Raw genomic sequence first — 19,138 nt, forward strand, 5'->3', positions numbered from 1 at the left:
CCGCGGGACTGCAATGAAAAAGCCCGCACCAAGCGGGCTTTTTCGTGCGGCCTTCTGCGAATCCACCTTACTCGACGGTAACGCTCTTCGCCAGGTTGCGCGGCTTGTCCACGTCGGTGCCCCGCGCCAAGGCGGCGTGGTACGCCAGCAACTGCACCGGGATCGCATGCACGATCGGCGACAGCACGCCCACGTGGCGCGGCGTGCGGATCACGTGCACCTGCTCTGACTCGCCGAAGTGGCTGTCGAGGTCAGCGAACACGAACATCTCGCCGCCGCGCGCGCGCACTTCCTGGATGTTGGACTTCACCTTCTCGAGCAGGCTGTCGTTCGGCGCGATCACCACCACCGGCATCGCCTCGTCGACCAGCGCAAGCGGGCCGTGCTTGAGCTCGCCCGCCGGGTAGGCCTCGGCGTGGATGTAGGAGATCTCCTTGAGCTTGAGCGCACCTTCCAGCGCGATCGGGTAATGCACGCCACGCCCCAGGAACAGCGCATGCTGCTTGGGCGCGAAACGTTCCGACCAGACCTGCACCTGCGGCTCCAGGTTCAGCGCGTGCTGCACGCTGCCCGGCAGCTGGCGCAGGGCGTCCAGGTAACCGGTCTCCTGCTCGGCCGTCAGGCGGCCCTTGAGCTTGGCCAGGGTACAGGTCAGGGTGAACAACGCCACCAGCTGGGTGGTGAAGGCCTTGGTCGACGCCACGCCGATCTCGGCGCCGGCGCGGGTGTAGTAGACCAATGCGCTTGCACGGGGAATGGCGCTCTCCGGCACGTTGCAGATCGACAGCGTCTTGGCCTGGCCCAGCGACTTGGCGTACTTCAGCGCCTCCATCGTGTCCAATGTTTCGCCCGACTGCGAGATCGTCACCACCAGGTGTTTCGGGTTGGCGACGGCTGCGCGGTACCGGTACTCGCTGGCGATCTCGACCGAGCACGGCAGTCCCGCGATTGCCTCGATCCAATAACGCGCGGTCATGCCAGCGTAGTAGCTGGTGCCGCAGGCCAGGATCTGCACGCCTTCGACGTCGCGTAGGACCTCTTCGGCGTTGGCGCCGAACAGCGACGCGGAGAAGCCCTGGTTGTCGATCACCGCCTCGATGGTGTCGGCGATGGCTCGCGGCTGTTCGTGGATCTCCTTCTGCATGAAGTGGCGGTACGGGCCCAGCTCCAGCGAGGCCAGTGAGACGTCGGAGAGGTGCACGCCGCGGTTGATCTCATTGCCCGCAGCATCGAACACGCGCACGGCTTCGCGGGTCACGTCAGCGGTGTCGCCCTCTTCCAGGAAGATCACGCGGCGCGTGGCCTGCACGATCGCGGACACGTCGCTGGCGACGAAGTTCTCGCCTTCGCCCAGGCCGACCAGCAGCGGGCAGCCCATGCGCGCGCACACCATGTGCTCCGGCTCGCGCTTGCTCACCACGGCGATGGCGTAGGCGCCCTCCAGTTCGCGCACGGCCGCCTGCACCGCGGCCAGCAGGTCCAGGCCCTGCTGCTGGTGGTAGTGCACCAGGTGGGCGATCACCTCGGTATCGGTCTGCGACTCGAAGGTGTAGCCGAGGCCCTTGAGGCGCTCGCGCTGCGCCTCGTGGTTCTCGATGATGCCGTTGTGCACCACCGCCAGTTCGCCAAAGCTGACATGGGGATGGGCATTGGCTTCTGTGACGCCCCCGTGGGTGGCCCAGCGGGTGTGGCCGATGCCCAGCTGTGCGTGGAAGCCTTCGGCTTGCGCCGCGGCCTCCATTTCCGCGACGCGGCCGGTGCGGCGCACACGGCGCACGTCGCCATGGTCGAGCACCGCGATGCCCGCCGAGTCGTAACCGCGGTACTCCAGCCGCTTCAGGCCTTCGACGAGGACAGGGACGACATCACGGCCAGCGATCGCACCAACAATTCCGCACATGGAGGGGCAGTTTCCGGGGTAGGGGACGGTCCATTCTAGCGCGGCTTCCCCCTGCTCCCGGTGTGGCCCTCAGCGGGGTTTTTTCTCCGGGCGCTTCCAGCCTTCCACCGTGGACTGGCGAGCCCGCGCGACGGTCAGCTGCCCGGGCGGCGCATTGCGGGTCAACACGGTGCCCGCGGCCAAGGTCGCGTCCCGCCCCACCGTCACCGGCGCCACCAACGAACTGTTGGACCCGATGAATGCCCCGTCCTCGATGGTCGTCGTCGACTTGTTCACCCCGTCGTAGTTGCAGGTGATGGTGCCGGCGCCGACGTTGACCCCGCTGCCCACGACCGCGTCGCCCAGGTACGACAGGTGGTTGGCCTTGCTGGCCACGCCCAGCCGCGCGTTCTTGGTCTCGACGAAGTTGCCGATGTGCACGCCGTCGGCCAGCACGGTGCCCGGACGCAGCCGCGCGAACGGGCCGATGCTGGCGGCGCCTTCCACCACCACCCCGTCCAGGTCGCAATGCGCGCGCACTTCGGTGCCCGGGCCCAGCTTGACGTCCTTCAGCCGGCAGAAGGGGCCGATGCGCACGCCATCGGCGAGCTCGACCGTGCCTTCCAGCACGACGTTGGCATCGATCTCGACATCGCGTCCCACGCTGACCACGCCGCGCACGTCGAGCCGCGCCGGGTCGACCAGGCGCGCTCCGGCCACGCACAGCGCTCGCGCCTGCCGGAGCTGGAAGGCGCGCTCCAACTGTGCCAGTTGCCACGGATCGTTGGCGCCCTCGACCTCGATCGGCTCGCCCACGTGCACCATCTCGGCGGCGCTGAATTCGGCGGCGGCGGCGGCGAACACATCGGTCAGGTAGTACTCGCCCTGCGCGTTCTCGTTGCCCAGGTCGGCGAGCCAGCGGCGCAGCGGTTCACCATCGGCCACGAGGATGCCGGTGTTGACGGTACGGATCTCACGCTGTTCGTGCGTGGCGTCCTTGTGCTCGACGATGGCACCCACCCGCCCCTCCGCGTCGCGGACGATGCGTCCGTAGCCGGTGGGGTCCTCCAGGTCGGCCACCAGGACCGCCAGTCGCCCCGGCGCGGCCAACAGGCGCTCCAGGGTGTGGGCGGCGATCAGCGGTACATCGCCGTACAGCACCAGCACGCGCGCATCCAGCGGCACTTCGGGCATCGCCTGCTGCAGGGCGTGGCCGGTGCCCAGGCGCTGCGCCTGCTCGCTCCAGTACAGGTCGGCATCGCCTTCGAAGGCGTCGCGTACCTGGTCGCCGCCGTGGCCGTAGACGATGTGGATGCCAGCCGGGTGCAACGCGCGCGCCGTATCCACCACGTGGCCGAGCATGGGCTTGCCCGCGACCTTCTGCAGCACCTTCGGCACCACCGATTTCATGCGCTTGCCTTCGCCAGCGGCGAGGATGACGACGTGCAGCGGTGCGGACATGCGGACTCCCGGGAAATGGCTCCGGCAATTCTACCGTCCGGCGTTGTTATGATCGCGGGTTGCAGGACGCTGCGCACGCAGCCGGGCTGGATGGGATGATCGAGGATACAAGTCGCCCCGGGGCGAGGACATGGGCGGAGGATGCCAATGCTTCTGCCCGGCGCTGGAGCCTGTTTGGCGGGTTCGCATTGTTGGCCGCCGGATTCGCGCTGAATCGCATGTGGACCGTGCTGCCCTGGGAGCGGCTGGGCCTGTCGCTCGTGCTGTCGCTGATGGCAGCGGCCCTCGCCTGGCCACTTCGCCGCTTCGCGGGATGGAGCTGGGCATCGGGGTTGGCGCTGGTATGGGTGCTGGCGCTGGTGGGTTTCCTCGGCCCCATGCAGGTTTTGGGTACCTTCGGACTCGCCGTGGCCGCCGCGGCGTTGGGGGGTATATGGCGTGTGGCTGGCGTGCCTGTTCCGCTGGCCGTGGCGACGGCGTTGGGGCTGGGGCTGATCGCGGGATTGGGCGGCTGGATCCTGACTTGGCCAGTGCACTTCGCCTGGTCATGGTGGCCGGTGGTCGCAGGCCTGCTGCTGTGGCGGCGACACCAGTTGCGGGAAAGCCTGATGGACGCCACACGCGGCTGGCGCGCGGCGGTGGCCGGTTCGCCGCGTTGGGCGGCGCTGGCCGTCGGCCTGCTCGGCTTGGCCTCGACCGCATGCTGGCTGCCGACCATGCAGGTCGACGACCTGGCCTATCACCTGGGCCTGCCCACACAACTGCTCATGTACGGCGAGTACCGCCCAGACCCCGTGCATCAGGTCTGGTCCTACGCCCCTTGGGCTGGCGACGCGCTGCAGGGCTTTGCCGCGGTGCTCGCCGGAGAACACGCACGAGGTGGACTTAACGCGCTGTGGCTTGCGGTAGCTGCCGGCGGCGTATGGTCGGCCAGTGCCGGCATCGGCGCACGCCCCACCGAGCGCTGGGCCGCGTTGGCGCTGTTTGCAAGCCTGCCGCCGCTGGTGTGGATGGCCGGGGGGATGCAGACCGAACTTGCGGCGACCGCGCTACTCGCGGCACTCGTGGCGGTGATAGTCCTACCCCCAAGCGAGGGCGCGACCGGCGGCCGCTTGATCCCCGGTGCGATCCTCTTCGGCGCGCTCGTCGCGCTCAAGGGAGTCCACGTGCTGTCCGCGCTGCCCCTGCTCGCCTACGGTGGCTGGCGCCACCGGCATGGGATCCCGTGGCGACGACTTCCGCTGGCAGTGTTCATCGTGCTGGTCGTCGGAGGCTCCAGCTACTGGCAGGCGTGGTGGCAGACGGGCAATCCGGTATTGCCGTTGTTCAATGGATTCTTCCAGTCGCCCTACTTCCCGACCGAAGAAAACTACCGCGACGCGCGCTGGTTCGCTGGATTCGGGCCGCTGCTGCCGTGGCAGATGGTGTTCGACACCGACCGCTACGTCGAGGCCTGGGATGGCGGGATTGGTTTCAGCCTCATTGCGCTGTCCGGGGCTTGGCTGGTTGCGCTGCTGCACAGGGAGACTCGGGTTCTTGCACTGGCGATGTCCCTCGCCCTGCTGCTGCCGCTCCTGCCGATGCAGTACGTACGGTATGCCTATCCGGGCCTGCTGTTGCTGGTCCTGGTACAGGTACCGCTCGGCGAGGCGCGGTTTGGCGCGCGCGCCTTTCGCTGGGTGCTGCTGGCCGCTTGCGCGCTCAACCTGGCGTTCCAGGCCAATGCTGGCTGGCTGCATCACTCGGCTGCGTTGAAACGCGTGATCCGATCCGGTGGCGACGAGGCATCGGTCTACACCTATTACGTGCCCGAGCGGATGTTGTTGCAGCAGATTCCAGCCGACGACGGCGGCCTGGTGCTGGCGACGAACCCGGCGCGGGGCTATGTCGCCGAGCTTGGCGGCCGCGGTCGCGGGGTGTTCGACCACGACCCGCAACTCAAGGCGGCGCACGCCTGGGCAGAGGCTGACCCATCCGGAGCACGCTGGTCCGACTTGTTCGGACGCCACGGTATCCGCTGGGTGCTGACCACGCCCGCCAGCGCCAGTGTTGCGGAGAATGCTGGCCTTCGACGCAGTGGCCACCGCGTCGCCACCCTTGGCGATGCCGAGCTGTGGCAGATCACGAGCGTGGGTTCGGCGCAATGAACCTGACCAGGCAAGGCAGCCATTACCTCGCGATCGGCATCGTCCAGTGGTTGCTGGATTGGGGCGTGATGGTCGGCCTGAGCCATCTGGGCGTCGCGGTCGAATGGGCAAACATTGCCGGGCGCATCAGCGGCGCCTCACTGGGTTTCTGGGCCAACGGCCGGTTCACCTTTGCCGGCGCGGACACCACGGTCGGCCGGCGCCAGTTGCTGCGCTTTCTGATCATGTGGCTGGCAACCACCACCGCCAGTACCTGGGCGCTCGCCACGATCGACGACGCTCTGGGCCTGAAGTGGGCCTGGCTGGCCAAACCGCTGGTGGAACTGGCCTTGGGCGCGCTGGGCTTCTTCATGTCGCGCCACTGGGTCTACCGCAAGTAGAAACAAGAACGCCGGCCCAGGGCCGGCGTTTTCGCAACCACCTCGCCCGCAGGCTCAGTGCTTGAGGTTCTTGCGCAGGCGCTCCAGCGCGCTCAACTGGGCGATGCTCATCGCCAGCTGGGTCTGGGCCTCCTCAAGGCTCATCTTCGGATCCTTCTTGGCGAGGATGCGCTCGGCCTCTTCCTTCGCCGCGCGCACCTTGGCCTCGTCGATGTCCTCGGCGCGGATCGCGGTGTCGGCCAACACCGTCACCACCTGCGGCTGCACCTCGAGGATGCCGCCGGAAATGGCGATGTCGACCTGCTCGCCACCCGGCAAGGTCACCACGACCTTGCCCGGCTTCAACCGCGTGATCAGCGGCGCGTGGCGCGGCGCGATGCCGAGCTCGCCCATCTCGCCGGTCGCCACCAACAGCTCGGCGTCACCGTGGAAGATCTCGTTCTCGGCGCTGACGATGTCGCAACGGAAGGTGGTGCTCATCAGGATTTCCTTGGTTGATCAGGTGCGGAAGCGAGGATGGGCGATCAGCCCGCGCTCATCTTCTTGGCCTTCTCGACCGCCTCTTCGATCGAGCCGACCATGTAGAACGCCTGCTCCGGCAGGTGGTCGTACTCGCCCTCGACGATGCCCTTGAAGCCGCGGATGGTGTCCTTCAGCGACACGTACTTGCCCGGCGAACCCGTGAACACCTCGGCCACGTGGAACGGCTGCGAGAAGAAGCGCTCGATCTTGCGCGCGCGCGACACGGCCTGCTTGTCTTCTTCCGACAGTTCGTCCATGCCCAGGATCGCAATGATGTCCTTGAGCTCCTTGTACTTCTGCAGGGTGGCCTGCACGCGACGGGCGGTGTCGTAGTGCTCGTTGCCGATCACGTTCGGGTCCAGCTGGCGCGAAGTCGAGTCCAGCGGATCGACGGCCGGGTAGATACCCAGCGACGCGATGTTACGGCTCAGCACGACGGTGGCATCGAGGTGGGCGAAGGTGGTCGCCGGCGACGGGTCGGTCAGGTCGTCCGCGGGCACGTACACGGCCTGGATCGAGGTGATCGAACCGGTCTTGGTCGAGGTGATGCGCTCCTGCAGGACGCCCATTTCCTCGGCCAGGGTCGGCTGGTAACCCACCGCCGACGGCATGCGGCCCAGCAGCGCCGACACTTCGGTACCGGCCAGGGTGTAGCGGTAGATGTTGTCGACGAACAGCAGCACGTCCTTGCCCTTGCCCGACGCGTCCTTCTCATCACGGAAGTACTCCGCCATGGTCAGGCCGGTCAGCGCGACGCGCAGGCGGTTGCCCGGCGGCTCGTTCATCTGGCCGTACACCATCGCCACCTTGTCGAGGACGTTGGAGTCCTTCATCTCGTGGTAGAAGTCGTTGCCCTCGCGGGTACGCTCGCCCACGCCGGCGAACACGGACAGACCCGAGTGCGCCTTGGCGATGTTGTTGATGAGTTCCATCATGTTGACCGTCTTGCCCACGCCGGCGCCGCCGAACAGGCCGACCTTGCCGCCCTTGGCGAACGGGCACATCAGGTCGATGACCTTGATGCCGGTTTCCAGCAGCTCGTTGGCCGAGGACTGGTCTTCGTACGACGGGGCCGCGCGGTGGATTTCCCAATGGTCGGACGCCTGCACCGGGCCGGCCTCGTCGATCGGGCGGCCGAGCACGTCCATGATGCGACCCAGCGTACCGGCGCCGACCGGCACCGAGATGCCCTTGCCGGTGTTGTTGGCGATCAGGTTGCGCTTCAGGCCGTCGGTCGAACCGAGGGCGATGGTGCGGACGACGCCGTCACCCAGCTGCTGCTGCACTTCCAGCGTGATCGCGGTGCCGTCGACCTTCAGTGCGTCGTACACCTTCGGCACGAACTCACGCGGGAACTCGACGTCGACAACGGCACCGATGATCTGAACGATCTTGCCCTGGCTCATTGTGGTTTCCTCTAACTTCAAATCTGTGTGGCCCGGGCGGCTGCCCGTGCCGGAATGTGTGTTCAAACCCGGGATCAGACCGCCGCGGCGCCGCCGACGATTTCCGAAATTTCCTGGGTGATCGCTGCCTGGCGGGCCTTGTTGTAGACCAGCTGCAAGGTGCCGATCAGCTTGTTGGCATTGTCGGACGCGGCCTTCATCGCGACCATGCGCGCGGCATGCTCGGAGGCGACGTTCTCGAGCACCGCCTGGTACACCAGCGACTCGATGTAGCGGGTCAGCACGTGGTCCAGCACGCCTTCGGCGCTGGGCTCGTAGATGTAGTCCCAGTCGTGCTTGGCGACGGGCGCATCCGACGGCGGCAACGGCAGCAGCTGGTCGAACGCCGCGCGCTGCACCATCGTGTTGACGAAGTCGTTGTAGCAGACGAACACGCGGTCGATGTTGCCGGCGCTGTAGCCATCCAGCACCACCTTGACCACGCCCACCAGCTGGTCGAGCTTGGGCTGGTCGCCCAGGTGGGTCACCGAGGCCAGCATGTTGACGTGCAGCCGACGGAAGAACACCGAGGCCTTCTGGCCGATGGTGACCACGTCGACCTCGACGCCCTGTTCCTGCCACTTGCGGAACTCGGCCACGAGCTTGCGGAACATGTTGTTGTTCAGGCCGCCGGCGAGGCCGCGGTCGGACGACACCACGATGTAACCGACGCGCTTGATCTCCTTGCGCTCGGCCATGTACGGGTGCTGGTAATCGCTGTTGGCCTGGGCCAGGTGGCCGATCACCTGCTTCATCACGCGCGCGTAGGGGCGCGATACCCGCATGCGCTCCTGCGCCTTGCGGATCTTGGAGGCCGAGACCATCTCGAGCGCGCGCGTCACCTTGCGGGTGTTCTGCACGCTCTTGATCTTCGTCTTGATTTCGCGTCCGCCTGCCATGCTGCTCTCTTCTGCTTGGACTCAACGACGCGGGCCGGAGCCCGCGCGGATGACTAGCTGATCCGGAATGCCCGGATCGGGCTTACCAGGAACCGGTGGTCTTGAACTCGCCGATGCCCTTCTTGAAGGCACCTTCGATGTCGTCGTTCCAGTTGCCGGTGCTGTTGATCTGGTCGATCAGCGCACCCTGGGTGTTGACGAAGTGGGCGTGCAGGCCTTCCTCGAACGCCAGGATCTTGTTGACCGGCACGTCGTCGAGGTAACCCTCGTTGACGGCGTAGATCGACAGGGCCTGCAGCGCGATCGACATCGGCGCGTACTGCTTCTGCTTCATCAGCTCGGTGACGCGCTGGCCGCGCTCGAGCTGCTTGCGGGTGGCTTCGTCCAGGTCCGAGGCGAACTGCGCGAACGCAGCCAGCTCACGGTACTGGGCGAGGGCGATACGGATGCCGCCCGACAGCTTCTTGATGATCTTGGTCTGGGCGGCGCCACCGACGCGCGACACCGAGATACCGGCGTTCACGGCCGGGCGAATGCCGGCGTTGAACAGGTCGGTTTCCAAGAAGATCTGGCCGTCGGTGATCGAGATCACGTTGGTCGGCACGAACGCGGACACGTCGCCGGCCTGGGTCTCGATGATCGGCAGCGCGGTCAGCGAGCCGGTCTTGCCCTTCACCGCACCGTTGGTGAACTGCTCGACGTACTCCTCGGACACGCGGGCGGCGCGCTCGAGCAGGCGGCTGTGCAGGTAGAACACGTCACCCGGGTAGGCTTCGCGGCCCGGCGGACGCTTCAGCAGCAGCGAGATCTGGCGGTAGGCCACGGCCTGCTTGGACAGGTCGTCGTACACGATCAGGGCGTCTTCGCCGCGATCCATGAAGTACTCACCCATGGTCGCACCGGAGTAGGCGCTGATGTACTGCATCGCGGCCGATTCGGACGCGGTGGCGGCGACGACGATGGTGTGGGCCAGCGCGCCGTTCTCTTCCAGCTTGCGCACGATGTTGGCCACGGTCGAGGCCTTCTGGCCGATCGCGACGTACACGCACTTGATGCCGGTGCCCTTCTGGTTGATCACGGCGTCGATGGCCATCGCGGTCTTGCCGGTCTGGCGGTCACCGATGATCAGCTCGCGCTGGCCGCGGCCGATCGGGATCATCGAGTCGACCGACTTGTAACCGGTCTGCACCGGCTGGTCGACCGACTTGCGCCAGATCACGCCCGGCGCCACGCGCTCCACCGGCGCGGACAGCGCGGCGTTGATCGGGCCCTTGCCGTCGATCGGCTCACCGAGGGCGTTCACCACGCGGCCCAGCAGCTCCGGACCGGTCGGCACTTCGAGGATGCGGCCGGTGGTCTTGGCCACGTCGCCTTCGCGCAGGTGCTCGTAGTCACCCAGGACCACGGCGCCGACGGAGTCGCGCTCCAGGTTCAGGGCCAGGGCGAAGGTGCTGTTCGGCAGCTCGATCATTTCGCCCTGCATCACGTCGGCCAGGCCGTGGATGCGCACGATGCCGTCGGACACCGAGGTGACGGTGCCTTCGTTGCGCGCCTCGGCGGCCAGCTTGACCTTCTCGATGCGGGTCTTGATCAGTTCGCTGATTTCGGACGGGTTGAGCTGGGTTTGCATGGGAGTTTCCCTATGTGCCCGGCGTTGCCGCCGGAGTAGCAATTGAAGACTTGTGTGCCGTCAGCCCGCGAGCGCGGATTGCAGGCGCGAGAGCTTGCCCTTGAGCGAGCCGTCGATGACCACGTCGCCGGTGTCGATCACCGCGCCGCCGATCAGCGACGCGTCGACGGCCGTCTCGATCTCGACCTCGCGGCCGAAGCGCTTCTTCAGCGCGGCCTTGATCGATTCGAGCTCGGCGCTCGGCAGTTCGGTGGCGGCGGTCACCTTGGCCTTGACCACGCGGTCGGCCTCGGCGCGCAGCTCCTCGAACAGGCCGGCGATTTCCGGCAGCAGCGGCAGGCGGCGGTTCTCGGCGAGCAGGCCGAGGAAGCGGGTAAACGCTTCGTCGGCGCCGTCGATGACCAGCAGGCCAACGGCGTCGGTGCTGCTCAGCAGCGGGTGCCCGAGCACGGCTTGCGCCTGCGGGTCGGCGGCAACGCGCGCGGCGAAGGCCAGGGCCTTCGACCAGTCGGCGGAGCGACCGCCCTCACGCGACAGCGCGAAGGCTGCGCGGGCATACGGGCGGGCGAGGGTCAGGGGCTGGCTCATGGTGGGCTCAGATTTCCGCGGCGAGCTCGTCGAGCAGGGCCTTGTGGGCGTTGGCGTCGATTTCGCGCTTGAGCAGCTTCTCGGCACCGGTCACGGCCAGGGCGGACACCTGCTTGCGCAGGTCTTCGCGGGCACGGGTGGCGGACGCTTCGATCTCGGCCAGGGCCAGGGTCTTCTGGCGCTCGCCTTCGGCGAGGGCTTCGTTCTTGGCCTGGTCGATGATCTGGTTGGCGCGCTGGTGCGCCTGCTCGATGATCTCGTTGGCCTTGCCACGCGCTTCGCGCAGGGCGGCGTCGACCTGTTCCTGGGCCTGGGCCAGGGCCTTCTGGCTGTTGTCAGCCGCGGCCAGACCTTCGGCGATCTTCTGCTGGCGCTCTTCGATCGCGGCCAGCAGCGGCGGCCAGATCTTGGTCGCGATGATCCAGATCAAACCGGCGAATGCCAGTGCCTGGGCAATGAGGGTCATGCCGATGTTCATTGATGATGCTCTGCCAGAGGTGACGGGAAAGGGCGCGATGGCGCGCCCGTCCTTCAACCGCGATGCAGGCCGGCGAACCGGCCCGCATCAGTCAAGCGGGATGGCTTAGCCGGCCAGCTTGGCGGCTTCGGCCAGCAGCGCCGAGGCCAGCGGGTTGGCGAAGGCCAGCAGCAGGGCGACGGCGACCGTGATGATGAACGCGGCGTCGATCAGGCCGGCGGTGATGAACATGCGGACCTGCAGGACCGGGATCAGCTCCGGCTGGCGGGCGGCCGACTCCAGGAACTTGCCGGACATGATGGCCAGACCCAGGCCGGCGCCGAGGGCGGCGAGGCCGATCATGATGCCGACGGCCAGAACGGTCGAGGCCTGAACCGAAGCGAGGTGGGCAAGGATTTCCATGGTTGTCTCCGAACGTGTGCTTAAGGGTTGATACGAGGAAGGGTTGAAACGAAACGGGTTTGGTCCAGCGCCGAGGCGCTTAGTGAGCGTCTTCCGACAGGCTCAGGTACACGATGGACAGCATCATGAAGATGAACGCCTGCAGCGGAATCACCAGCAGGTGGAACAGCATCCAGCCGAGGCCGAACGCACCGCCCGCGAGGGCGCCCAGGATGCCGGCACCGCCGAGCACCCAGATGAGGAGGAACACGATTTCGCCGCCGAACATGTTGCCGAACAGTCGCATGGCCAGCGAGATCGGCTTGCTCAGCCATTCAACGATGTTGAGGATCAGGTTGAACGGCACCATCCACTTGCCGAACGGCGCGGTCAGGAATTCCTTGGTGAAGCCGCCCAGGCCCTTCGCACGGATGGCGAAGAACAGCATCAGGAAGAACACGCTGATCGACATGCCCAGCGTCGCGTTGACGTCGGCGGTCGGAACCGGCTTCCAGTAATGCACGCCGACCAGTTCCAGCGGCTTGGCGATGAAGTCTGCCGGGATCATCTTCAGCAGGTTCATCATCAGGATCCAGAAGAACAGGGTGATCGCGATCGGCGTCACCAGCTTGCTCGGACCGTGGTAGGTGTCACGCGCCTGCTTGTCGACGAACTCCAGGCAGATCTCGACGAAGGCCTGCCACTTGCCGGGCACGCCCGAAGTCGCCTTGCGGGTGGCCAGCCAGAAGGCGACCACGATCACCAGGCCCATCAGCACCGCAGTGATGAACGTGTCCAGGTGCAGGGTCCAGAAGCCACCCTCGCCGACTTGGACGGTCAGGTTCTTGAGGTGGTGCTGGATATATTCGGTGGGAGTCAGTTCTGCCGCGCCGGACATGTGCCCTAACCTTGCAATGTGAAATTTGTGAACAACGAGCGGTGCCGTCAGCGGCGGGTCGCGGCCAGGGCGAGCGCAACGAGTGCAGCCACGATCCCCAGCAGCAGCGGCAGCGCCGGCAAGTGCCAGACCACCACGCCCAACCACAGCACCACGAACACCACCAGCCACTTCAGTGCCAGACCCGCCAGCCAGCGGCCCATCACCGTGCCTGCGGACCCGACGCCACCCCTGAACAGCAGGCGGGCCGCGATGGCACTTCCGACCGCCATCGCGCCGCCGCCAAGCAGCGCCGCGAGGGCATGCATGCCACCCTTGGCCAGGAAAGCCAGCGCCAGCAGGGCTGTCGCGGTGGCTTGCCAGACGACCGTGCGGGTCGCCAGACGACGGCCTGCAGTCAATGGGTCGTGCACGCTGGTCCCGGTCGGAGGAAGCGGGCTGAAAAGCGCCCGGGTAAGCCGCAAAAGTATAGAACGGCTACCGGCATGGAGCAACCGACGTTGGTCGGGCGCTTCCTTGTGAATCAATGGCCCCGGGGCCGAAATGATCGACGGGGCCTATGGGAGTGGACCGTCGGCCCCGCCGCAACCGGTCGGCTGAACTTTGCGAATTGGCCGGGAACCTTTTCCCGGCGGGCCTGTCCCATACCCCGGGTGCCGCCGCCCCAAACCTCCTCGTCAAAGGCAACGCAACGGCGGCACTCAAAGCCCCGGCCCGGATGTGCTCCCCGGGCCGGGGCTTTGCTTTCATCGCTTCGCGCGCTTACTTCTTCCGCGGGATGTACAGGTCGGTGATGGTGCCGTCGTAGACCTCGGCCGCCATGCCCACCGATTCGCTCAGCGTCGGGTGCGGGTGGATCGTGGCGCCGATGTCGTGCACCTCACAACCCATCTCGATGGCCAGCCCGACCTCGGCGATCAGGTCGCCGGCATGCACGCCGACGATGCCACCGCCGATGATGCGGTGCGTGGCCTCATCGAACACGAGCTTGGTGAAACCCTCGGTGCGACCGATGCCGATCGCGCGGCCGCTGGCGGCCCACGGGAACTTGCCCACACCAACCTTCAGGCCCTTGGCCTTGGCCTCGGTCTCGGTGACGCCGACCCAGGCGATTTCCGGATCGGTGTAGGCCACCGACGGGATCACGCGTGCCACCCACTCCTTCTTCTCGCCGAACGCGACTTCCGCGGCGAGCCTGCCTTCGTGGGTGGCCTTGTGCGCCAGCATCGGTTGGCCGACAAGGTCGCCGATCGCGAAGATGTGCGGCACGTTGGTGCGCATCTGCCGGTCGACTGGAATGAAGCCGCGATCGGTGACGTTGACGCCGGCCTTGCCCGCGTCAACCTTGCCACCATTGGGCGAACGGCCGACGGCGACCAGCACGCGGTCGAAGGTCTGCGCCTCGGGCGCACTGCCGCCCTCGTGGGCCGGCTCGAAGCGCACCTTGAGGCCCGACTTGAGCGCTTCGGTGCCCGCAGCCTTGACCTTGGTGTGGACGACGACGCCCTGCTTCTTCAGGCGGTCGGCCAGCGGCTTGATCAGGTCGGTATCCGCGCCCGGCATGATCTGGTCGGCGAATTCGACCACGGTGACTTCGCTGCCGAGGGCGCGGTAGACCGTCGCCATTTCCAGGCCGATGATGCCGCCGCCCACGACCAACAGCCTCTTCGGCACCTCGGCCAGTTCCAGCGCGTCGGTGGAATCCATCACCCGCGCGTCGTCCCACGGGAAGCCGGGCAGCTTCACCGCCTGCGAACCCGCGGCGATGATGCACTGCTCGAAGCGGATGAGCTGGGTGCCGTTGGGTCCGGCCACTTCCACCTCATGCGGCGACACGAACTTGCCCACGCCCTCGACCACGCGCACCTTGCGCTGCTTGGCCATGCCGGCCAGGCCCTTGGTCAGCTGGCCGACCACCTTTTCCTTGTAGGCGCGCAGCGCGTCCAGGGTGATCTTGGGCTTGCCGAAATCGATGCCGTAGTCCTTGGCGTGCGCGGCCTCGTCGATCACCGCTGCGGCGTGCAGCAGCGCCTTGGACGGGATGCAGCCGACGTTGAGGCAGACGCCGCCGAGGCTGGGATAACGCTCGACCAGCACGGTGTCCATGCCGAGATCGGCGGAGCGGAACGCGGCGGTGTAGCCGCCGGGACCAGCGCCCAGTACCAGCATGCGGCACTCGATGTCGGCCTTGCGCCCGGAGGCGGCGGCCGGTGCGGGGCCGGTGGACGATGCGGGTTGCGCGACCGGTGCGATCGGTGCGGACGCAGCCCCGGTCGATGCCGCGGTGGCGGCCGACGTTGCTGCAGGCGCGGCCGCGGAAGCCGGTGCGGCCGCGGGTGCCGCTGCCGGCTTCGCAGCCGTTGCGGCGTTCTCGCCTTCGGCTTCGATCAGCGCGATGACGCTGCCTTCGGACACGACGTCGCCGAGCTTGACCTTGAGTTCCTTGATCACGCCGGCGTGCGAGGACGGCACTTCCATCGTGGCCTTGTCCGATTCCAGTGTGACCAGGCCCTGGTCCTTGGCGACGGTGTCACCCACGGCGACCAGCAGCTCGATCACCGGCACATCGTCATAACCACCGATGTCCGGGACCTTGATTTCAATCGTTGGCATGGGCCACTCCTTCATCGGCACCCGCGGTGCTGGCCAGTTCTTCGCGCATCGTGTCGAGTGATTCCTGGACCTGGGCCCAGCGCTTCTCGCGCTTGGAGGCCTTCTCGTCCACGGCCTCGATCAGCAGGCCGATCTGTTCGTGCAGTCGCTCGGCCGGACCGCACCCGGGCGCGAGGCCGCTGATGCGCATGCCTTCCACCTGCAGCAACCACAGGTCACCCTCGTGGAAGGAGGCTGCGCGGCTTGCCGGTGCGACGGTAGCCAGCACACGGCCCCAATCGGCCACCAGGCGCTGGCCCACCGCGGCCGGGATCGGCGCTTCCAGCACTTCGGGGGTCTGCTCCAGCATCAGCCGCTGCTCGACGCCGTTGCGCACGGTGGCCCATTGCAGCACGCGTTCATCGGCGAGGCTGTAGCGCAGCGTCCAGTCACCGCTCTCAGCGGGCACGAGCTGCAGGCTACGTTCTTCGCCGCGCACCGGCAGCCAGGTCAGCGACAGCACCGGCTGGCGACCGCCGAACAGCAGCTTCTCCGCGGCCTCGCCATGGTTCTGTGCACCCGGCGGCCAGCCACGGCCCAGATCGACCACGCACTCGTCCGCCTGCGCGAGCGGCGCGACCGCCAGCGCGGCGGCCAGGCAGAGCGCGCGCACGGTCACAGCAGGACCCGGCGCATGTCGGCCAGCAACTGCGCCAGATAGGCGGTGAAGCGTGCCGCGGCGGCGCCGTCGATGACGCGGTGGTCGTACGAGAGCGACAACGGCAGGATGAGCTTGGGCTCGAAGGCGCTGCCATTCCACACCGGGCGGATGGCCGACTTGGACACGCCGAGGATGGCGACTTCCGGGGCATTCACGATGGGCGTGAACTTGGTGCCCCCGATGCCGCCCAGCGAGCTGATGGAGAAGCAGCCGCCCTGCATGTCGGCGGGGCCGAGCTTGCCATCGCGCGCTTTCTTGGCCAGTTCGCTGGTTTCCTGCGCGATCTGCAGCACACCCTTCTTGTCGACGTCGCGCACCACCGGCACCACGAGGCCGTTGGGTGTGTCGGCGGCAAAGCCGATGTGGAAGTACTGCTTGAGCGTCAGCATTTCGCCCGAGGCATCGAGCGAGGCATTGAAGTTGGGGAACTTCTGCAGCGCGGCAACCGAGGCCTTCATCAGGAAGGCGAGCATGGTCAGCTTGGTGCCCGACTTCTCGTTTTCCTTGTTGAGCTGCACGCGCAGCTCTTCGAGTTCGGTGATGTCGGCGTCGTCGTGCTGGGTGACGTGCGGGATCATCGCCCAGTTGCGGGCGAGGTTGGCGCCGGAGATTTTCTGGATGCGGCTGAGCTCGCGGGTTTCGACCGGGCCGAACTTGGCGAAGTCGACCTTGGGCCACGGCAGCAGGTTGAGGCCACCGCCGCCGGCCACGGGTGTCGCACTGACCGCGCCGCCACCTTGCAGCACGCCCTTGACGAACTTCTGCACGTCTTCGCGGGTGATGCGGCCACCGCGTTCGCTGCCCTTGACCTGGCCGAGGTCCACGCCCAGCTCGCGGGCGAACAGGCGCACCGCGGGACTGGCGTAAGGCACCTTGTCGGGCATCAGCTCTTCGGCGTTGAAGGCGACGGGCGGTGTGCGCGGCTCGCTGTGCGCGGCGGCGGCTTCGATCTCGCGGGCGGCGAGGGCGTCGGGCTGGGGGGACGGTGCCACCGGTTCGACCCGGGCGCCGGTCTCGGCGGTCGGGACGGGGGCGGCAGCGGCCGCCGGGGCGGGGGCCGGTGCGGGCGCCGGCGCGGCCTTCGGCGTTTCGGCGGCCGGCGCCTCCGCGCCCGCCTCGGCTTCGATCACCGCCACGACACTGCCTTCGGACACCGCGTCGCCCAGCTTGACCTTGAGCTCGCGGATCACGCCGGCGAACGGCGCGGGAACCTCCATGGTCGCCTTGTCGGACTCCAGCGTGACCAGGCCTTGGTCGGCGGCAACGGTGTCGCCAACAGCGACCAGCAGTTCGATCACGGGCACGTCGTCGTATCCGCCGATGTCGGGGACGCGTGCTTCCTTCAGCTCAGCCATGGGGGGCTCCGAAATCCGGGCAAAGGCCTATTGTGGGCTCTGCGGCGGACAGCGCCAACCGCGACGAATGGGTACGCGGGAAGCCAAGTGGGTACGCCCGGGTATGTTTCTGGCGAAACTAGCCGGCCGGGGGGTGTTCGACGGGCGCGTCCACCCGCAGCAGTTGCAGTGGCTGGCCGTCGGGGAGTCGGAACTCCAACGCGTTGTCCAGGGCGTCGAGCGCTTCCAGGCGTTGACACAGCGCCTTCGAGCGCTGCTCGAGGGCGGCCGCCCGCGGCGCCACGGCGGCCTCGATCTCCGCGTCCAGGCGCTCCATGCGCTCCAACCGGCTCTTGTCACCCGAGAAAGCGGCGCTGATCGCGCCGCCGACGATGTCGCCGATCAGGTTGGGGATCGCCTCGCCCACGGCCTCGGCAATGCCGCGGCCAACGTCGCGCCCGTCGAAGCGGTTCGCGCTGACCGAATCGGCCAGACGCGCATCCAGCTTGACCCGTGCTGCGTCCAGCTTGGTCCGGACCGCCACGGGGTCGCTGCTGAAACCAACGGCGACCTCGCCCAGTGCCGTGAACGCGATGTCCGCCGCGGCGCGCCCGATCGCCTGCGCCTCGGGCATGGCGTCCCGCGTGCCCTGCTCGAAGGCGGTCAACCGCCGCACGTCCTCCGCACCGAGGGTGACCCAGGCGTTGTCGACGAACAGGCGGCCTTGGCGCATCACGATGGCCTTGGGAACGCCAACATCGCGCACCAGGATCAGGCTGCGCTGGTTCAGCGTGAGTTCGTAATCGCTTTCGACCCGGCAGCCCGCGTCCTTTGCCGCGGCGTTCACGCACACCAGCGCGAGGGCGGCAAAGACGGGAACGCGGCGCATCGGGGCTCTCCGGGGAATGGACCGGGGCAGCGTAGCGCGGCTGGGGCCGCAGCGCACGCGGAGTGAACCGCGCGTGAGCACGGCTTACCGCACGATTTCGCCCGTTTCCGGGGTTTTGCGGAGCACGCGCGTGGCAACAACGGTTCATCCGTGCGTGGCTACGGTGGCGGCGCCTCCAAAGGCATCACTCAAAACGAGATCAAGGAGACGCCACATGAACCGTTTTCGTACCCTGACCCTGGCCCTGTTGGGCACGCTGGCGATCGCACCCTCGGCCTTCGCCCAGGACGGCACCGACACCAGCGGCAAGCGCTTCGCCATCGTGGGCGGTTACGCGCTGTCCGAGCCCACCAACGACCCGACCATTGGCGGCACGCAGGCCAAGGTGGACGGTGATGGCGCGGCGACACTGAGCGCCAGCTACTACATCACCGACAACTTCGCCATTGAGGCGTGGGGCGCCGCCGACAAGTTCGGCCACCGCGTCAGCACCGCCGCGGGCAAGACCGCGAGCGTGGCCGCGCAGCCGTATGCGCTGAGTGGCCAGTACCACTTCGGCACCTCGTCGCAGACCGTGCGCCCGTTCGTGGGCCTGGGCTACTTCGAGAGCAACTTCAGCGAGGAAACCGCGACCCCGACCGGCCCCCTGGCTGGCCAGCGAATCGGCATTGAAACCGCCAAGGGCGCGATGGCGACGGTGGGCGTCGATGCCAACTTCCACCCGAACTGGTTCGCGCGTGCGGACGTGCGCTACCTGCATGGGAACTCGGACGTGAAGATTGATGGCGTGGATGCCGGCGAGGCCAAGCTCAACCCGGTGGTCGTCGGCGTCGGCTTGGGCGCACGCTTCTGAGTTTGACGGTGCACGTGTGGACGTGTGCAAGACGGGCTCCT

18 protein-coding genes are annotated in these 19,138 nt (G+C 67.4%); 3 read left to right on the forward strand and 15 right to left on the reverse strand.

Annotated elements, in window-relative coordinates; translation table 11 throughout:
• Positions 1–67: 67 nt before the first annotated feature.
• Positions 68–1,900 (reverse strand): glutamine--fructose-6-phosphate transaminase (isomerizing), encoded by a 1,833-nt coding sequence (glmS, locus tag AC3ARF_RS12965; RefSeq protein WP_498928554.1) that lies wholly within the window; start codon positions 1,898–1,900, stop codon positions 68–70.
• A 69-nt stretch (positions 1,901–1,969) separates the two neighbouring features.
• Complete coding sequence (glmU, locus tag AC3ARF_RS12970) at positions 1,970–3,340, reverse strand: bifunctional UDP-N-acetylglucosamine diphosphorylase/glucosamine-1-phosphate N-acetyltransferase GlmU (RefSeq protein ID WP_498928556.1); 1,371 nt, start codon at positions 3,338–3,340, stop codon at positions 1,970–1,972.
• Between the two features lie 95 nt (positions 3,341–3,435).
• Here glmU and AC3ARF_RS12975 point away from each other — a divergent pair, with 95 nt between their 5' ends.
• Together AC3ARF_RS12975 and AC3ARF_RS12980 are read left to right on the forward strand one after the other, a co-directional pair.
• Positions 3,436–5,487, forward strand: coding sequence for a hypothetical protein (locus AC3ARF_RS12975; RefSeq protein ID WP_498928557.1), 2,052 nt, complete (start codon positions 3,436–3,438; stop codon positions 5,485–5,487).
• On the forward strand, positions 5,484–5,867 hold the full coding sequence (locus AC3ARF_RS12980; RefSeq protein ID WP_498928559.1) for a GtrA family protein: 384 nt from the start codon (positions 5,484–5,486) through the stop codon (positions 5,865–5,867). Before AC3ARF_RS12975 ends, AC3ARF_RS12980 begins: the two co-directional genes overlap by 4 nt.
• Before the next feature lie 54 nt (positions 5,868–5,921).
• On the opposite strand, the gene AC3ARF_RS12985 is transcribed toward AC3ARF_RS12980, so the two are convergent.
• The 13 genes from AC3ARF_RS12985 to AC3ARF_RS13045 form a co-directional block, all read right to left on the reverse strand.
• Positions 5,922–6,347 carry a F0F1 ATP synthase subunit epsilon gene (locus AC3ARF_RS12985; protein ID WP_498928561.1) on the reverse strand — a complete coding sequence of 142 codons (426 nt, stop codon included), beginning with the start codon at positions 6,345–6,347 and terminating at the stop codon, positions 5,922–5,924.
• A 44-nt stretch (positions 6,348–6,391) separates the two neighbouring features.
• Positions 6,392–7,795, reverse strand: coding sequence for a F0F1 ATP synthase subunit beta (atpD, locus tag AC3ARF_RS12990; RefSeq protein WP_498928563.1), 1,404 nt, complete (start codon positions 7,793–7,795; stop codon positions 6,392–6,394).
• Positions 7,796–7,869: 74 nt separating this feature from the next.
• Positions 7,870–8,733, reverse strand: a complete 864-nt coding sequence (gene atpG / locus AC3ARF_RS12995; RefSeq protein ID WP_498928565.1) for a F0F1 ATP synthase subunit gamma — start codon at positions 8,731–8,733, stop codon at positions 7,870–7,872.
• An 82-nt stretch (positions 8,734–8,815) separates the two neighbouring features.
• Positions 8,816–10,363, reverse strand: a complete 1,548-nt coding sequence (atpA, locus tag AC3ARF_RS13000) for a F0F1 ATP synthase subunit alpha (RefSeq protein WP_498928567.1) — start codon at positions 10,361–10,363, stop codon at positions 8,816–8,818.
• A 60-nt stretch (positions 10,364–10,423) separates the two neighbouring features.
• Entirely contained in the window at positions 10,424–10,951 is a 528-nt protein-coding gene (locus tag AC3ARF_RS13005) for a F0F1 ATP synthase subunit delta (protein ID WP_498928569.1), read from the reverse strand.
• Positions 10,952–10,958: 7 nt separating this feature from the next.
• Positions 10,959–11,429 carry a F0F1 ATP synthase subunit B gene (locus AC3ARF_RS13010; RefSeq protein WP_498928571.1) on the reverse strand — a complete coding sequence of 157 codons (471 nt, stop codon included), beginning with the start codon at positions 11,427–11,429 and terminating at the stop codon, positions 10,959–10,961.
• Between the two features lie 105 nt (positions 11,430–11,534).
• Entirely contained in the window at positions 11,535–11,831 is a 297-nt protein-coding gene (gene atpE / locus AC3ARF_RS13015) for a F0F1 ATP synthase subunit C (RefSeq protein ID WP_036138930.1), read from the reverse strand.
• A gap of 79 nt (positions 11,832–11,910) precedes the next feature.
• On the reverse strand, positions 11,911–12,708 hold the full coding sequence (gene atpB / locus AC3ARF_RS13020) for a F0F1 ATP synthase subunit A (RefSeq protein WP_498928573.1): 798 nt from the start codon (positions 12,706–12,708) through the stop codon (positions 11,911–11,913).
• 47 nt (positions 12,709–12,755) lie between these two features.
• Complete coding sequence (locus tag AC3ARF_RS13025; protein ID WP_498928575.1) at positions 12,756–13,121, reverse strand: hypothetical protein; 366 nt, start codon at positions 13,119–13,121, stop codon at positions 12,756–12,758.
• A gap of 349 nt (positions 13,122–13,470) precedes the next feature.
• Positions 13,471–15,321 (reverse strand): dihydrolipoyl dehydrogenase, encoded by a 1,851-nt coding sequence (gene lpdA / locus AC3ARF_RS13030; RefSeq protein WP_498928577.1) that lies wholly within the window; start codon positions 15,319–15,321, stop codon positions 13,471–13,473.
• Positions 15,308–15,973 (reverse strand): hypothetical protein, encoded by a 666-nt coding sequence (locus AC3ARF_RS13035; RefSeq protein ID WP_498928579.1) that lies wholly within the window; start codon positions 15,971–15,973, stop codon positions 15,308–15,310. The genes lpdA and AC3ARF_RS13035 overlap by 14 nt, the downstream gene beginning before the upstream one ends.
• A gap of 2 nt (positions 15,974–15,975) precedes the next feature.
• Positions 15,976–17,376: a dihydrolipoyllysine-residue acetyltransferase gene (locus AC3ARF_RS13040; RefSeq protein ID WP_498928580.1), complete on the reverse strand. Its 1,401-nt coding sequence runs from the start codon at positions 17,374–17,376 to the stop codon at positions 15,976–15,978.
• A gap of 118 nt (positions 17,377–17,494) precedes the next feature.
• Positions 17,495–18,244 carry a DUF2884 family protein gene (locus AC3ARF_RS13045; protein ID WP_498928582.1) on the reverse strand — a complete coding sequence of 250 codons (750 nt, stop codon included), beginning with the start codon at positions 18,242–18,244 and terminating at the stop codon, positions 17,495–17,497.
• A 214-nt stretch (positions 18,245–18,458) separates the two neighbouring features.
• Between AC3ARF_RS13045 and AC3ARF_RS13050 the strand changes: the two genes are divergently transcribed.
• Positions 18,459–19,097 carry an OmpW/AlkL family protein gene (locus tag AC3ARF_RS13050; RefSeq protein WP_498928584.1) on the forward strand — a complete coding sequence of 213 codons (639 nt, stop codon included), beginning with the start codon at positions 18,459–18,461 and terminating at the stop codon, positions 19,095–19,097.
• The last annotated feature ends 41 nt before the right edge of the window (positions 19,098–19,138 follow it).

It is taken from the genome of Lysobacter sp. KACC 24251, from assembly GCF_057747755.1.

Excerpts from the sequence above, each read along its gene's own strand:
- AC3ARF_RS13050 (WP_498928584.1), top strand. The coding sequence starts at position 18,459 with ATGAACCGTTTTCGTACCCTGACCCTGGCCCTGTTGGGCACGCTGGCG.
- atpA (WP_498928567.1), bottom strand. The coding sequence starts at position 10,363 with ATGCAAACCCAGCTCAACCCGTCCGAAATCAGCGAACTGATCAAGACC.
- AC3ARF_RS12980 (WP_498928559.1), top strand. The coding sequence starts at position 5,484 with ATGAACCTGACCAGGCAAGGCAGCCATTACCTCGCGATCGGCATCGTC.
- atpB (WP_498928573.1), bottom strand. The coding sequence starts at position 12,708 with ATGTCCGGCGCGGCAGAACTGACTCCCACCGAATATATCCAGCACCAC.
- atpD (WP_498928563.1), bottom strand. The coding sequence starts at position 7,795 with ATGAGCCAGGGCAAGATCGTTCAGATCATCGGTGCCGTTGTCGACGTC.
- glmU (WP_498928556.1), bottom strand. The coding sequence starts at position 3,340 with ATGTCCGCACCGCTGCACGTCGTCATCCTCGCCGCTGGCGAAGGCAAG.
- atpG (WP_498928565.1), bottom strand. The coding sequence starts at position 8,733 with ATGGCAGGCGGACGCGAAATCAAGACGAAGATCAAGAGCGTGCAGAAC.
- AC3ARF_RS13010 (WP_498928571.1), bottom strand. The coding sequence starts at position 11,429 with ATGAACATCGGCATGACCCTCATTGCCCAGGCACTGGCATTCGCCGGT.
- AC3ARF_RS12975 (WP_498928557.1), top strand. The coding sequence starts at position 3,436 with ATGATCGAGGATACAAGTCGCCCCGGGGCGAGGACATGGGCGGAGGAT.
- atpE (WP_036138930.1), bottom strand. The coding sequence starts at position 11,831 with ATGGAAATCCTTGCCCACCTCGCTTCGGTTCAGGCCTCGACCGTTCTG.
- AC3ARF_RS13005 (WP_498928569.1), bottom strand. The coding sequence starts at position 10,951 with ATGAGCCAGCCCCTGACCCTCGCCCGCCCGTATGCCCGCGCAGCCTTC.
- AC3ARF_RS13045 (WP_498928582.1), bottom strand. The coding sequence starts at position 18,244 with ATGCGCCGCGTTCCCGTCTTTGCCGCCCTCGCGCTGGTGTGCGTGAAC.
- glmS (WP_498928554.1), bottom strand. The coding sequence starts at position 1,900 with ATGTGCGGAATTGTTGGTGCGATCGCTGGCCGTGATGTCGTCCCTGTC.
- AC3ARF_RS12985 (WP_498928561.1), bottom strand. The coding sequence starts at position 6,347 with ATGAGCACCACCTTCCGTTGCGACATCGTCAGCGCCGAGAACGAGATC.
- AC3ARF_RS13040 (WP_498928580.1), bottom strand. The coding sequence starts at position 17,376 with ATGGCTGAGCTGAAGGAAGCACGCGTCCCCGACATCGGCGGATACGAC.
- lpdA (WP_498928577.1), bottom strand. The coding sequence starts at position 15,321 with ATGCCAACGATTGAAATCAAGGTCCCGGACATCGGTGGTTATGACGAT.